Genomic DNA, 15,374 nt, shown 5'->3' with positions numbered 1-15,374 from the left:
CCACAGAAGTAAACGTGAGTTTTTCAACAGAATAGGCTGGGAGCTGCCGTTAGACACCATTTGCATCTACGGCAGCTATGCGCAGAAAGCGTACTTTGCAAAGTCGCATGAACGGCCCTTACCTGCCGTCAGTGTCCCCTAATGCGAAGGTCTGCTGAAGATTTTCATCAAGCCTTTAACAACGTTTTCTTCCGGCTGCTCTCATGCCCTATGTCTTGATCTTGGATTGGTACTGTTCCCTCAGATGATCTGCCGTCTGACCCATGCTGGGATAGACAGTTGCATCGTTGATGTTGATCAGATCAAGTTCAGCGAGGATTTTTGTCTTTTCTTCCGCTTTAACCGTGATGCGGCTGATCTTGATCCCTTTCTGCCCGGCATCCGGTAACTTAGCTTCGTGCCCAAACAATAGGAATGCGCCGGATTGCGATTTGATACGCGAATTGGTGAGTTTCGCCTTCACGCAGACGATTGAACTAAGATCGCTTGGGATAATTCGTCCTTCAAAAAATCCCTTTTCTGACTTGATATGGTGAAGCAGTTTTATGACGGTTTCAGTGTCATTAAACTCTTCAAGTTCGAGGCGGACGTCGATTGCGTTCTTCTGTTCGTACGTCAAGTTAGAAAGGTTAGACAGACAACTAACAGTATCCGAATCGTAGTATTTTACAGCATCAGAAGTAACCTGAAATATTATAACTTCACCGTCATCTTCAGGATGGCTCGAGCAAGCAAAAAACAGCGACACCAACGGATTTCCAGTAATATCGAGCATCCGCGTTGGCAATTCAAAGTGCTGCATACGCACAAGGCGATCAAAACAATACTGATCATTCTGGAATTCATCATAATGTGCGATCAGCAACTCTTTGCAAAGGCGGTGCTCATTAGGCAAGAATTTCCAATCGCCATTCTCATGTTTTCTCAGCAGGAACGGCGTAAGTTCATACTTAGCAGTGCCATGTCCTCGAAAAAAAGTCTCAGCTTCTTCCTTGGGAGGAGCTTCGAAGAGTAATTTTAGAAAAGAAGCGACGTCGGTAGCGGGCCCAAGTATATTTTTCTCGCGAAGCGGCAACTCGACGTGTGCATCAACTTCGTGTTGCCTTCCGAGGTTAGCGATGTCTTCAGAAAATTGGGGAAATAAAGCCTCCAATCGGCGCAGCACATCTACCGAGTCACCTTCACGTACCGCCCAGTGTCCGCGGTAGAGCTGGAGGTGGTCTATATCGAATATTTCAAGGGCGTCTTCAACGCTATCGAATTTCAGTTCTGCAAAATCGATCAGCGACTCGAAGGTAATAGAAACCGTCAAACCATCGGGCCTTAGGTCGGTGATCCTGCCGTATTTTATGACCATGGAACCGCCGTCTGCATCAGGTTCTATCTCACTGCAAACGAAAGTAGGCAGGTTCTTGAGAAATTTCACTGATTTCTCACCGAGACCTTCAAGCTTTTTCTCGATGCCAACCGGAGTGAACTCGAATAAGCGCCCCTTATATATGTCCATACGATCTTGGATATAGGTCTTGTCGGTTATGGAGATGTAATTGAAGTTTTTGCTCAATTCTTATACCTTTGTTCCAAATTTAAACTTGGTTTAAGCCCGTGCCCTATTTTTCGGCCATCTCATATCAAAGAAATTTAGGAGCTGCCATCTCCAATTCCCTGCAAAACAGAGGACGCTGTGGAAACCAATATGGTGGACAAAGTTCTTAATGACAAAGGATAAATTCGACACCTGTGAAAAGGTAATACCGGTGATAGCTGACGGTCATCGCCTGCGAAGCGAATGTCCGGTTTCCGTCCGATGTGTCAAACGGGCATGTCCGCTATGGGCTGGGAGCTGCCATTAGACGCGTTTCACACGAACGGCAGGTCTGGGCCGGGAGCGGCTTGTATCCAGCAGAGTTGGTGCACCCAACTACCTGTTGAAATAGGTGCCATAGCGGTTGATAAAACACGTATGGCGGAACATCACAAAGAAGGTCAGCGTAAACGGCGTGCGCAGCTTGCAGGGCATCCTGAATGGATGGAATACCCGCGCACGCGCCCAAAGGCGCTGAAAGCTGGAACAGATTTTTTCTTCTCGGGACGCATGTGCAAAAACCGACATTACAATCTGCGCACAGTTTTGGGGTCGCGATGTGTTGCCTGTCAAGATCAAGCGCAGAACGTAAGCCCGTCGCTTGCAACCTTCATGAAGGATTGGATTTTTCCTGAGTAACCCGTTGGGCTGCAGAAACATTGCTGGGATACAATGGTAGCTAAAGGCCATCAATTACAGCAAAGGCGGGCGCCGAAATTTGAAGCTTGATGAGGCTTGCTCGAAGAAGTGAGGCGGGATAGCAGTCCGACAAGTTGCTGCACCCAGAGTGCGGCGGTTGGCTCCGCCACGCTTTGATCGAGTTTTTACTGCGGTGTATTCTTGGTAAACACGTGTAGCGTCGCATCCGGCGGTATGTATGACATCAATGGGCTATCATATGTTCGAGCGCTCAAAGCCATCCGTCAAAGCTATTTGGCGACAGTTTCGCAGGTATTCATTCTTGGTTCAGCGGCTCCTGGTGGTCCCCATGCTTAGCGCCATTGCTCTAACCTTGCTTGTTGGAAACATGGGGCTGGCGCTCATGGGTACTGCTGTAGCGATTAATTCGATTGTTGCTGGGTGGATCGGTGGCGTCTTTGTTTTGATCTTGGGCAAGGCCGGCATCATAGTCGCCAAAGATCGCAAGAAGTTACGTTGAGTGGTTGGGTCAGCACCCCATTACAGTGACTTGCATCCAGAACACTGGGAGCAGCTTTTTCAGGCACTGCCGCAACAGGGGGTGAGCGGGTACTTTATGTCCGAGCCAATGTGTTTGAAGCGCCTAATTGATGTCCGCTGGCCCAGGGGGGTAATTTGCAGTGCATGCGGTTCGAGCAATATCGGGAATATCGAAACGCGAAAACCATACCAGTGCAAAGAGTGTCGCCATCAATTCACTCCTATTTCAGGGACGATTTGTCATGGCGCACATCTTGACTGAAGAATTGGTTCATCGCTGCTGAGACGATCATTTTGGCCAACGTAAGTGAACGAGCTCGTGATTTGCAGACCTCTGAGAGGCTCAGGATGAAGATTGGCCTCAGGTATAAGACCGCTTTTGCCCTTCGCGCCAAGCTGCAAACTGACCTCGTCCTTGCCGGTGGTGGCCTCATTGGGCACTGCATCTGCATCAATGGAAAGTCTGAATAACTATATCTGGTAGCGCCGTATCAAATAGCGCTTCTGCAATACGACCGATCATACCAACCGTGATGAGCAAAAGGGATAATAGAATCCAAGGGGAGTTGCATTAGAGCTTTCATCGAAAATTTCGGGGCATACCTATTTCTCATGAGCTGAAGCTGCTGGTCAATTGAAAGCAAGATTTAACAAGAGGCTGGATTCGGCTACGTGCAGGAAAATGGAGAAAAGTTATAAATTCGCAAGCTAAAACAGTATGTTGACTCGAATCAGGGAGATACTTTTACTGTGTGACATGTGAGGCCAGAAGATCAGGCGATCGATGTGTGGAAAGGAATGAGGATGAAAATGGAGGCTATGATGAAAAAGTACGACCCACATTGAGGGCAGAGCACACCAGCAGCAATTGATCAGCTGCTGGTGTGCTCTGCCCTGAACGCAGCACCCCTTCTCTGAGGGGCCATCGCTGCAAAACATAAATCAAGAAATTCAGTTTGAATTTAATTCGGGATCCGTGATTCCGACAAAGGAGAAGCTATGACTATGCCAATGGACTGGGATCCTACGCCAGTGAAAACGAAAAAACGGCCGGCGCTGAAAGTGCCAGCGCCTTTTGGTGTTCGGCCGTTTAAAGGAGCACGGAATCCCCAGACGCGCAGCAACTCAGCGCACCGGGTTTCTTTTGCGATTGCGACACCGGCAACAAACAATGTGCGCCAGATTTATCATTTTGACGCGGAGGGTGAGTTTTCTGTAGCTCTGGAGGCAATTATTGATCCAGATCTCCATGCGTTGGAGGTTCAGTTGCCCGCGATACGATATCCTTGGGCGCATAACAAGCGGGGCTATCGGGATCACAACTTTGATTTCAGACTTACTTTTAACGATGGCTATCGACGCGCAGTCTACGTTAAAAATGGGACTGGCTTGAAATCCAGGAAAACGCAGGCCGAAATCGATGCGATTTCTTCTTGCGTGGACGAAGACTTTGCAGATGATATGATTGTCGTGAATGCAGATCACTACACCCGCGCTTACCGGGATAATCTCCGCCGCCTTTGGTATCTTGCTCAGGATAACCGGCCCGAAGACGACGCGGTCGTAGAGGCGGCCGCCCACAGTACCAATTACTGGTTGTTGAGCGATCTGATTTCTCAATGCCCAATCCCGCCAGCGGATGCGTGGCAGGCGTCAATGCGTTTGATTGCCCGCGGAGTACTGGGCGCGAATAGGCATTCAGTTATCTCAGTTCATTCCCGGATCTGGCTCGCGGAATGAAATCAAAACCTCTCTACCATATCCCGATCGGGACAGAGCTTACGCTCGACAACCATACATGGTCTGTCGTGGCGAAAGACCTGAACGGGTATATTGTAGAGGGGGCAGATTGTGATCAGACACTCCTGACATTTGAACGTGTCGAAAGTGCAATCAAGAGCGGTACCTGTGAAATCGTCACGCGCTCTGAGAAGGAAGACCGCAGGCGCCTTCTAGATTTTACAGGCGGATTCGCCCGCTTGGATCAGCTGCCTGAGGCAGAGCAAAGAAATGCCCGTGCGCGGCAAGGTCTCATGCTCGCAATGGAACAAATGGAGGCCGAGGGCCAGAAACTTACCCATCGTTATCTCGATCAGCTGATTGTCCGTAAGTCTCTCTATAGCCGCGCTCTGGAAATTTCTGGCAACCAGCGACTATTTGAAGGTGTTGAAATTGGTCCAACACGTGCTTCGGCTACTGAGCCCGCAACGATTGTACCCAAAGGCAGAACGCTTGCGAATTGCTTGAGGGACTATGTCAGCTTCAACCGCAATCCTGTGGTTCTTATTAACCGCCACAATAAGAAAGGATCTCACGATCCTGAAAAAGCCTGCAAGCTTACTGAATGGCAAATCAAATTTGTAAAATACGTCATGGCGCACTTTGCGAAACCGCAGAAGCCAAACCTTGCCAAGATTTACAGGGATGCAACTGATTTTTTTGAAATGCCTGAGTTGGAAGGCCTTCGAGGCGTCAAGTATCCCTCAATCACTACCGTACGAAACTGGATAGCGAACTTTTCTCACGTTGCTATGGAGATTGGTCGGAATGGCCTGCGGCATTCAAAGAACAAGCACGCTGGGGGTGCTACAGACATACGCGCTCTAATGTACGGTGAGCGTGCCGCGACTGACCAAGCTTACCTGTCGATTTTCGTTGATGCGAAAGGGGAAGTGAAGGCGAGGGAGATTGATCCGGGAAAAGTCTCGAAAGAGCTCGGACCTGAGGAAGTTATGCGTGTCTGGTTGCACTTCATGATGGACGTGGCGACGAGGTTACCATTGGCATGGATCCTGTCTGAGAGCCCCCATTCTGATCAGACTCAGGCTCTTTTGCGGATGGCGACACGAGACAAAACAAAAGAAAAGGTGAGGTATGGGTGTAAGCAAGATCCAGCTCCTGCGGCAGCACTCTTACTGACAACTGCCGACAACGGTGTAGCCACGCGGAACGGCAAAACCTATTCCTCCCAGATAGGCATGGGCATGATGGTTCAGACTGGCAGGACATATCATTCGAATGACAATTCATTTGCAGAGCGCCCGTTCGGCAGGCTCCAATGGGATGTTCTGAATTTTGAAGGTGGCTATGTCGGCAGTGGTCCAGGAGAAATGCCTGGCTACGATCCCAAGGCGGCAACGCGCCTCACACCAAATGATCTGCAGGGCGTTCTGACGCGATATTACGTTGACGAGTATTCGCATATGGAACACCGCGGCATCGGGATGTTCGGTGCGACGCCGGCTGAAAAGCTGGAACAGGTCAAAGCGCAATACGGCGAAATCAAAGCGCCAAGCCCTGAAGAACGTCGTATTCATTTGGGCATCAAGAAAACTGTCACAACACATTCAGAGGGCATCCACTTTATGGGAATCCCATTCAACTCAAGTGCATTATTGTCGTTCCATGACGGCAAACCGAAGAAGGTAAATGTGTACCTGGATCCTGACTTCCCACATGAAGTCACCGTTTCGCCGCTGGGATCAACAAAGATCATGAAGGCAGACAACACCTTAACGGCGATGAAGGACCTTACATTGGAAGAAATCTTGGCCGTCATGAAGGCTGCTGCAACGGCAAACCCGGAAAAGAGGGAGATCAATAATGCCATGCTGAGTAAGGCTCGCGCTGCACGGGCGAAGCTTTCTGGCTTTTATACCGACCCGAACCTTCCCGAGAGCTACCTGAGGCTGGCTGAACTCGAGAAGCAGGCGGAGGGCCTTACGCAAATCGGATACGTGCCTGACCGCAGTTTCACGAACACTGTTATGCCGGGATCCATCACAAAGCGGCCTACGAAGAAAATTGTTACAAGGCGCACGGACAGTGTTCCGGTAGCTGATGAAAATGCCAGTAAAACAGATACGAAATACCCAAAAATCAAGGAGCAGAAATTTTGAATGACTTTATCATTCCGGAGGTAGTCGAGGCATCTTCGGATTTTAACGGACGGTACTTCCCGCTCAGCCGAGCGGAGACGCTTCAGGCCAATTTTGCAATGATGTTCAGCATCCATCTTGGTTGCCTCAAAAGCGATGAATACTTCGAGTCTGAGGTTTTGGTTTTGACGGGTCCAAGCGGAGCAGGGAAGTCTCGTGAGATGAACCAGCTTCTTACTAAATTTGGAGCCAGTGGTTCTTTGTTGCCGTCCGGAAAGCCGGCGAAGATGGTAAAATGTGTTTTGGACCGCAAGGATGGTTGGAAGAGCTTGGGAGTGAAGACCCTCGAAGCAATGGACTTCGATTTTAATGATAAGGCGCGCATCACTCAAACTGCGATCTGGAAACTGGTTGCCAAGCAGGCGCGCTTGCAAGGAATCGTCGCCATTCATTATGACGAAACCCAGCATATCCTGGCGGGCAAAACAGATACGGCGGTCGAAGAGATCTTGGATTGTTTTAAATCACTCCTGAAGTCGACGTCTTGGCCGCTCATGCTGATCCTTTCGGGGGTGCCGGAGCTCAACCGTTATGTTCCTGAGTTTGAACAACTTGCGCGAAAGGTGACGCAGGTCACTTTCGAAGACATCGACTACGATAACGAAGCCCAGCAAGTCAGTGAGATCGTGCAGAACTATGCTCTGAGGGCGGGACTTGAGGTTGATGATGACCTGCTCTCTGTGGACTTTATTCATCGGCTGACGACAGCGGGGGCTTTTCGATGGGGCCTGGTGTTCAGCATTACGAAAAAGGCAGTAATGGAGGCGTTGAAGGATCACTCTCCCACTTTAAAACGAGATCATTACGTTGCCATGTGGGTGAACAAAACCAAGATGAACCATGCAGCCACTCCATTCACGCATGAAGCATACGAAACTGTGTTTCGCAGAGATGCTCCATACAGAGCATCTATTCCCACCTGATTTTATCAGGGATACCTGTATCTGGAGAGCCCAGGCATTCGTGCGGATTTCTATGCAGTAGAGAAGCTGCAAGAGCGCCGCAAAGATGGTAGAAAGCGTTCCTTGGCATGCATGGCTCCGGCCATTCTCACATATATTGGATCAAATTATGATAGCCAGGATTCAAAAGTGCGATCCATTCAGCGGAGACCGACTTCAATGGTCCAGCTGCCCGGATTGAGGCTGCTGTCTTCAAAATCGAGAAACGCGGCATTGAGGAAGGGATGTCTGGCATGATGTCACTCACTCCTCCAATTCAAAGGTAAATGGATCCAGACTATCAATCAGATCCATCTGCCCAGGATAGCCAATCGAAACATTGGTCAGCAAAGTTCGGCCAACATTGAATGAGACGCGATGATGTGTGTGCCCGTACGGGATGTGGTTCGAATGCTGGAGCGGGCTGAGATGCTTGAGGGACGGCCGCGGTTGCAGTGACAAGAAAGCGGTTAAGCAACTCAATGGGCTTCAATCCGTCAAAGTCAGTAGTAGTGTGAAGCGAACGGCCCAAAGCCGCCGTTAGTGTGAAACGCGTCTAATGGCTGCTACCAGCCTAAAGCGGACATGGCTGTTTAACACATTAGACGGATTGTGGGCCTTCGCTGCGCCCGCAAACTAAATTGGGCAATTTGAAGAAAGCGGACGTTGAGGGCTGCGATCCAGTTTTTTCGATGTGCAAACGCAGCGAAAGTCGGGAAAGAGCCCATTCTGTGAATTTGATTTTCTCCCTGCGCGCGCTTGCAGCACAAAAAATGCGGCAGTTGCATAATCATCTGCCCTGCCACGCGGCGAAAAAAATGGCCATTCATGCAAGACGCAGTGAGACCAATCGGGCGAACTCACAGATTTTGGAGAAGCTGAGGGACGTTAATGTGGTCCTCTTCGCGTCGCGACTGATACTATCGAAAGACCAAGTCGGGAACCGAACCGTCTGTATCACTTGCCTGGGTAAAGCCTTTGTCATGCCTTAAGGCAGCGGGTGTCATGCCAAACAAGGATTTGATACTGCGCGAGAAATGCGGCAAACTCTGGTAGCCGCATTCAAAAGCGACTAGCGAAAGACTGAGCTGTGTGTGGATCAAGAGATGCCTCGCTTTGGACGCGCGCAAACGCCATAGATACCTTGAGGGCGTTGTCCCTATGTGCTTCTTGAATGCACGGATCAGATGTTCAGCGGTGATCCCAAGTTGTGCGGCGACCATTTGGATGTCGACAGTTTCATCACCCAAATGAGTCTCGATATAGCGACGTGCCGCCCGAATGCTTGCGGGAACGCCTTGGTCTTCTCCGTGCTTATGCGCTTCAAACAGGAAACTTCGCAACAGCGCGTGGCCAAGCGCGTCACGCATCGCATTCAGATCCTGTACTGACGCCGAGCCCGTGTCGACGCCGAGGGTCATCAACTGATTTGAACGATCCGGCGTTTTCAACGCACCAAAAGACGGCGTGGCATCACGGAATTGTCCGTCGGGAAGTTGCGGCAAAAAGCCTTCACACCAATGCGCCGTTGTGGAGACGCCTTTTTGATAATGGAACGCCAAGCGACTTGGTGCAGCGGCCAAACCGATCTGCCCGGCGTTGACTGCAATCGCCTGATCACCCCATCGAAGCGTGCAGGTTCCACTGTCCACAATAAGCAGGCAGAGGTATGGCCGCATGATCGGCCCAAAAACACCACCCTTGGGGTAGGTCATTCCTCCAAAAGAGAATCCTCTGATATTTGCTATGAGCTGTTCCACTCGTATTCTCCCTATTTTGTGCGCGAGCACCCCATTTTTTGTGCGCCAGCGCCTAAACTTTCAGCCACAAGAAAACAGTTGGATAGGCTGCTGGCCTGTCTGATCTCTCTTTAAAACGGCGGTAATTCAGAAAACTAAACAAAATATCAGTTTGAGGCAATAATTTGCAATTTTGTGCCCTTTCTAAGCTGGTTTTGATCAACAATCATCATGCTAAATTCGCTCACATGGGTGCGGAATGGCCAAGAGGATTAACGTGTTTCAGCCTACAGACAGTTCAAAAAACACAACCGCATTGCCCCGCAACTGCAGTTTCAACGAAACAGACTGGTCAATCTTGGCAGGGTTTTGGCATCCGGTGGCCTATGCGCACGAAGTCACCGACAAGCCCATGCCTGCCAAGCTTCTTGATGTTGAATTGGTAATTTACCGCACGTCGAACGGTATAGGCGTTGCGCGAGACATTTGTCCGCACAGGGGAACACGGCTGAGCGGCGGATGGGTCAAAGATGACAGGATCGTTTGCCCAATGCATGGTCTTTGCTTTGACCACTCAGGTGCGTGCACGAAAATACCGTCAGTTTCAGACGCAAACGCGCGCATTCCACCACGCATGCGTTTGCAATCACTGCTCAACGAAGAACGGTATGGTATCATTTGGGCATGCCTTTCTGAAACACCCAGCCATGCGTTGCCTGATTGGCCAGGTATTGGCGATCCAAATCTGAAGAACTTGCATATACCCAGCGGAACATGGGCAGCTGCGGCCAGCAGACATGTCGAGAACTTCAATGATGTCGCGCATTTTCCCTTTGTACACAAAGAGACATTTGGGGGGTACGAAAGTGACCCCATTCCAAATTACGAGGTCATCGCAACAGATTATGGGCTGACCTTTGATCTACCTTATTTAGAGGAAGGGAACAGGTTTCCCGATGATATCGAAGGTCATGAGCGGCATGTCACATACACCTACCAACTGACCCTGCCGTTTTCGACAATCATCATTATCAAGCCTGATGAAGGGCCTTACGCGCAGTACTTTGCCGATACCGTTTGCCCCGTTTCAGCGCGTGAGACACGGATTTTTCAGGTCGTCACGGATACATCGGGCGAACCTGATGCTGACTTCCTGATCAAAGAATCCCAGATGGTCAATAATGAAGACAAAGCCATCGTCGAAAGCCAGCGGCCCGAAGATTTACCACTGGATTTAAAGGATGAAATCCACATTCCAGCTGACCGCATGTCGGTTGAATACAGACGCACTTTGGCCCGTTTGGGGCTGGGTGCACCTTTCTCAAGCTAAAAACTGCAAAAGCCAACACGGAGAATAGAATGAAGAAACGTACATTGCTGTCACTCATGGGGGCCACTGCCCTCAGTTTCGGGGCACTCGCGACGACTGCGCTCGCAGAAAATCCAACTGACTTGAACGTTGCGATTGTGCTGTCCGCGGGTTTGGAATCCCCTTGGGACGGAACGCTGATTGAAGCGTTCGAGCGCACGAAAACTGAAAAGCCACACGGATTGGACATCAGCTGGACATACACCGATCCGCTTTGGGGTGATGATGCAGGCGACGCGATGCGCCTGTTTGCAGAGTCAGGTGAATTTGACATTATTTGGGCGCACTCGACCTATTCTGATCAGGTCGAAAAGATGCAGGCAGAGTTCCCGGATATTCTCTTTGTCGTTGTGGGCTCCGGTAACGAGGGGCTCGGTGGAAATCAGTATTGGGTCTACAAACGCGTCCATGAACCTGCCTACGCGATTGGCGTTTTGGCAGGCCAGATGACCGAAACAAACACGCTTGGCGTCGTAGGGTCCTTTCCCGCTGATGACGTGAATGACGAGATCAACGCGTTTTTTAACGGCGCGCGATCGGTCAATCCGGATATCATTCAAAAAGTGGCCTTTATCGAAAGCTGGTATGATCCTGCAAAAGCAGCCGAGATGACATCGGCCCAGATTGCGACTGGTGCAGATATGATCTTTTCACTGGCGGCCAATTTCCAGCCCTGCGAAGAAGCCGAGATCCTATGCTTTGCCAACTTCGCCGACCAACATTCGTTTTCACCAACCACTGTGCTGACAAGCGTCTTGGCGAATTGGGATCCGGATGTAAACTATATCGTGGACGAATGGTGGGCATATAAGACCGACGGCACAGCATATGACGGCAATACCGAAATCGTATGGCGCGGCATGTCCGAAGGTGGTGCTGCGCTCGCTCCGTTCTATGAACTCGCCGACAAGGTTCCTGCGGAGGCCAAAGCGGTATTTGACCAGACCGTAGCAGACATCATGTCTGGCGCTTTTGTGGTCGAACTCGACGTGGCTGTTCCCACATCTGACTAAGCCTTTGCTGCGCGCGCCAATCTGCGGGCGCAGCATCCCGTTTGTTTAGGATACCACCTATGTCGCCCCTGTTGAAATGTGTTGAGCTGACCAAGCGCTTTCCCGGTGTCGTGGCCAACGATCGGGTGACCTTTGATCTGATGCTCGGTGAAGTGCATTGCCTGTTTGGCGAAAACGGTGCTGGTAAATCAACATTGTCGTCTTGCCTGTTCGGGTATTACCAACCCGAAGGCGGGCACATCGAATGCGATGGTAGTCCGGTCAAATTCAACTCTCCGCGCGACGCGATCGCCGTTGGTATTGGGATGGTGCATCAGCATTTCGTTCTGGTTGCTGACTTTACAGTTCTCGAGAACATCGTCGTTGGCACGCATGCTAAAGGCTGGAAGCTGGACCTCAAATCCGCACGCGCACGCGTGGACGCGCTTTGCCAGCAGTATGATATCAATCTTGATCTTGATGCCTATGTGCGTGACCTTGCTGTTGGGCAGCAGCAATGGGTCGAGATCCTCAAAGCGCTCTATCTCGACGCGAGAATCCTCATTCTGGACGAGCCAACAGCTGTTTTGACACCAGACGAATCTGAGCGTTTGTTTCATATTATCGACCAAATGTGCCAGCGCCATATCTCGATTATCCTGATTAGTCACAAAATGTCAGAGGTCATGCAGGCGGACCGGGTGACAGTTCTGCGCAAGGGCGCTGTCGTCGGCACCGTCGAGATTGCCGATGCGACACCTGACATGCTGACAAAGATGATGGTGGGCCGCGACGTGGCTTTGTGTGTGTCGCGCACAAATACTGCTGACCAGGGTGACGTCAAAAAGCCCGTCCTAGAGGTTCGCAATGTCTCTTATGTGGCCGCTTCGGGGAAAAGCGCGCTAACGGACATCACACTGACGATTCACAGCGGTGAGATTTTGGGCCTTGCCGGTGTGTCTGGCAATGGACAGAAAGAGCTGTTTGAAGTCTTGTCGGGTATCCTTGTCCCTGACGCCGGAGAGATCACACTGGACGGTGCGACAGTCACAGGAATGCAGTCCCGAGACTATATGCAACGCGGTGTTGGGCTGATCCCCGATGATCGCTTCCGTGAAGGGTTAATCCCGGAATTCAGCGTGCAGGAAAACATGATCCTTGGCTGGCAGCGCGATGATGCTTACACGTCGGGGCCGTTTTTGAGCGCAGCTAAGATCAAAGAAAACGGCGGTGCCATGATCGACGCCTTCCAGATCAAAGTCCCTTCTGGTGCGACGCCTGTGAATCATCTGTCGGGGGGCAACGCACAAAAGGTCATTCTTGCGCGGGAATTCAGCCAATCCAGCACCTTATTGCTGGCAAATCAGCCCACGCGCGGGCTTGATCTTGGGGTGATTGAATATGTCTATTCCCAAATCATTGCCAAGCGGGACCAAGGCTACGCCGTCCTGCTTGCATCAGAAGAACTGGAAGACCTCCTTAACATCAGTGACCGAATAGTGGTCATGTCAGACGGTAAGATCGTCGGTATCGTCAATGCACAGGACAGTTCGGTACCCGAAATCGGGCAGCTCATGACCGGAGCGCAAGCCGCATGAGTAGCATTGATGACATGCCCACCGGGCAAAGACGGATCAAAGTTGAGCGGCGTCTCAACCCCAATGCCAGTTGGACATTGGCGATGTATCTGATCGCGACCCTTTTTGGTTTGGGCCTGACAGCTTTGCTGATCTGGACAAGCGGCGCTGACGTGCTCAAAGCATTCATCACACTGTTTGACGGCGCATTTGGCAGCCAAAAGGCATGGATTGCCAGCTTGGCAAAGGCCACACCGTTGATCCTGACAGGCTTGGCGACGATCGTTGCGTTTCGCGCGCAAGTCTGGAGCATCGGACAAGAAGGTCAGGTCTATTCTGGGGCAATGGGGGCCTATCTGGCTTGCCTTGTTTTTGCAGACCTTCCGGTTGGTATTTACCTCAGCCTGATCATCCTATCAGGCATGATAGCGGGCGCAGGTTTGGGGATCATCGCCGCTATTCTGAAAACGCGTTTTGGGGTGAACGAGATTATCTCGACCGTGATGATGAATTATCTCATTGTCTTCCTTCTCAGTTATCTGATCGGCGGCGGACCTTGGACCGAAGTGTCAAGTTCCGTCGTCTATCAACAGTCCGCCCAGATACCTGACGCGGCCCAACTGCCCTATCTGTTCGGCACCGCCAAATTGCATATCGCCTTTGTTTTTGCACTGATTGCAGCGGTCTTTTGCTATGTTGTGTTGGAGAAAACACCGTTGGGATACGAAATCCGCGCGATGGGCTTCAACCCTGTGGCGCTCGCGCATCGCGGTACAAACATCGGTCGAACGATGATCATCGTGATGGCAATCAGTGGCGCAATTGCAGGTCTGGCGGGCGTATCCGAAATCTTCGGCACATCGCACCGCGTCCGCGTTGATACGCTTTACGGGTTCGGATTTACTGGCATTATCATTGGTATGATTGGTGGCCTGCGTCCTTTGGGGGCTGTAATCGCGGGTATCCTTTTTGGCGGTCTAGAGACCGGTGCGCTGTATATGAAGCTGCTGGCTAAGGTACCGGCCGCCATCGTTCCCGCCATGGAGGGGATCTTGCTTTTGACCTTCCTTATTGCAGGGGTCGCTGCACGCTACAAAATTGTGCGGGTAAACACCAATGACTGAGCTGTTTTCCGAAGCAATCCTGATTAGCATCTTTGCAGGTACGGTTCGCATAATGACGCCAATCCTTTTTGCAGCGATTGGCGAGTTGGTGACCCAACGTGCAGGCATCTGGAACATGGGCGTCGAGGGCACAATGTTGATGGGCTCCTTTACGGCCTATTTTGTCGCAACGTCGACTGGCTCAATCTGGCTGGCGGTCTTAGCGGCTGTCATGTCGGGCGTCATGATGGGGCTGGTAACGGCATTTATGACCGTCACAATGCGGGTAGATCATTTTATTTCTGGGCTTGGGATCAACCTATTGGTTGCCGGACTGACGCTTTACTGGTTCCGGATCTACATTGCAGGCCGCGCGCAGCCGACCTTTGACGGCTTTAACAGCGTCGCCATTCCAGGGCTGTCGCAAATTCCCTATCTTGGGCCGATCCTGTTCGATCAACGTCTTCTCACCTATTTGGCATTTGCCGCTGTGCCGATGATCTGGTTTCTCCTTTACCGGACCCGCTGGGGATTGGAGCTGCGGTGTTTGGGCGAAAACCCCAAAGCCCTTGATATTAAAGGCCTCAGCGTTGTTCGTCGGCAATACATGGCCGTACTGATCGGGTCTGCGATGACGGGTCTCGGCGGCGGCTTCCTTATGCTCGGTTTCTCGGATCGTTTTCTGGCCGATATTACCGCTGGTCGTGGCTGGCTTGCGATTGTCGCAATCATTGCGGGCAATTGGATGCCACGCGGCGTGCTTGCTGCTGTCTTTGTATTTGCTTTGCTTGAGAGCATTGGGACACATGTCCAAGTGCTGGGCCTGAATATGCCACATCAGATTTTCCTCGCTATGCCTTACCTTGCATCGATCCTGTTACTCATGGGGCTGAGGCGCAAAACCAACCAACCTGTCAAACTTGGCATACCGTATTTTCGCTAATCCAGAAA

General features: G+C 51.0%; 13 protein-coding genes. 11 read left to right on the top strand and 2 right to left on the bottom strand.

Annotated features, from left to right (window positions below; genetic code table 11):
* Positions 1 to 208: 208 nt before the first annotated feature.
* Positions 209 to 1,564, bottom strand: a complete 1,356-nt coding sequence (locus V7775_RS21810; RefSeq protein ID WP_335754047.1) for an FRG domain-containing protein — start codon at positions 1,562 to 1,564, stop codon at positions 209 to 211.
* Between the two features lie 225 nt (positions 1,565 to 1,789).
* Here V7775_RS21810 and V7775_RS21805 point away from each other — a divergent pair, with 225 nt between their 5' ends.
* The 6 genes from V7775_RS21805 (at position 1,790) to V7775_RS21785 (ending at position 7,625) form a co-directional block, all read left to right on the top strand.
* A complete protein-coding gene (locus V7775_RS21805) occupies positions 1,790 to 2,224 on the top strand; it encodes a hypothetical protein (RefSeq protein WP_335754046.1) in 435 nt (144 codons plus the stop codon).
* 349 nt (positions 2,225 to 2,573) lie between these two features.
* Positions 2,574 to 2,744: a hypothetical protein gene (locus V7775_RS21800; protein WP_335754045.1), complete on the top strand. Its 171-nt coding sequence runs from the start codon at positions 2,574 to 2,576 to the stop codon at positions 2,742 to 2,744.
* A 96-nt stretch (positions 2,745 to 2,840) separates the two neighbouring features.
* Positions 2,841 to 3,026 (top strand): transposase, encoded by a 186-nt coding sequence (locus V7775_RS24890; RefSeq protein ID WP_443070155.1) that lies wholly within the window; start codon positions 2,841 to 2,843, stop codon positions 3,024 to 3,026.
* A 737-nt stretch (positions 3,027 to 3,763) separates the two neighbouring features.
* A complete protein-coding gene (locus V7775_RS21795; RefSeq protein ID WP_335754044.1) occupies positions 3,764 to 4,504 on the top strand; it encodes a hypothetical protein in 741 nt (246 codons plus the stop codon).
* Complete coding sequence (locus V7775_RS21790; RefSeq protein ID WP_335754043.1) at positions 4,501 to 6,663, top strand: hypothetical protein; 2,163 nt, start codon at positions 4,501 to 4,503, stop codon at positions 6,661 to 6,663. The genes V7775_RS21795 and V7775_RS21790 overlap by 4 nt, the downstream gene beginning before the upstream one ends.
* Positions 6,660 to 7,625, top strand: a complete 966-nt coding sequence (locus V7775_RS21785) for an ATP-binding protein (protein ID WP_335754042.1) — start codon at positions 6,660 to 6,662, stop codon at positions 7,623 to 7,625. Before V7775_RS21790 ends, V7775_RS21785 begins: the two co-directional genes overlap by 4 nt.
* Before the next feature lie 938 nt (positions 7,626 to 8,563).
* Here V7775_RS21785 and V7775_RS21780 read toward each other — a convergent pair.
* Complete coding sequence (locus V7775_RS21780; RefSeq protein ID WP_335754041.1) at positions 8,564 to 9,358, bottom strand: AraC family transcriptional regulator; 795 nt, start codon at positions 9,356 to 9,358, stop codon at positions 8,564 to 8,566.
* A 283-nt stretch (positions 9,359 to 9,641) separates the two neighbouring features.
* On the opposite strand from V7775_RS21780, the gene V7775_RS21775 reads away from it, so the two are divergent.
* Genes V7775_RS21775 through V7775_RS21755 form a run of 5 tightly spaced genes read left to right on the top strand, consistent with a single transcriptional unit; the run spans position 9,642 to position 15,366 of the window.
* Positions 9,642 to 10,712 (top strand): aromatic ring-hydroxylating oxygenase subunit alpha, encoded by a 1,071-nt coding sequence (locus V7775_RS21775; RefSeq protein WP_335754040.1) that lies wholly within the window; start codon positions 9,642 to 9,644, stop codon positions 10,710 to 10,712.
* 29 nt (positions 10,713 to 10,741) lie between these two features.
* Complete coding sequence (locus tag V7775_RS21770; RefSeq protein ID WP_335754039.1) at positions 10,742 to 11,764, top strand: BMP family lipoprotein; 1,023 nt, start codon at positions 10,742 to 10,744, stop codon at positions 11,762 to 11,764.
* A 59-nt stretch (positions 11,765 to 11,823) separates the two neighbouring features.
* On the top strand, positions 11,824 to 13,341 hold the full coding sequence (locus V7775_RS21765; protein WP_335754038.1) for an ABC transporter ATP-binding protein: 1,518 nt from the start codon (positions 11,824 to 11,826) through the stop codon (positions 13,339 to 13,341).
* Positions 13,338 to 14,444, top strand: coding sequence for an ABC transporter permease (locus V7775_RS21760; protein WP_335754037.1), 1,107 nt, complete (start codon positions 13,338 to 13,340; stop codon positions 14,442 to 14,444). The genes V7775_RS21765 and V7775_RS21760 overlap by 4 nt, the downstream gene beginning before the upstream one ends.
* A complete protein-coding gene (locus V7775_RS21755) occupies positions 14,437 to 15,366 on the top strand; it encodes an ABC transporter permease (RefSeq protein ID WP_335754036.1) in 930 nt (309 codons plus the stop codon). Before V7775_RS21760 ends, V7775_RS21755 begins: the two co-directional genes overlap by 8 nt.
* The last annotated feature ends 8 nt before the right edge of the window (positions 15,367 to 15,374 follow it).

The organism is Sulfitobacter sp., assembly GCF_036960155.1.
In the GTDB taxonomy this organism is placed as follows: domain Bacteria; phylum Pseudomonadota; class Alphaproteobacteria; order Rhodobacterales; family Rhodobacteraceae; genus Sulfitobacter.
The sequence above is the reverse complement of the archived record's forward strand: the minus strand, read 5'-3'. Positions and strand labels throughout refer to the sequence as shown.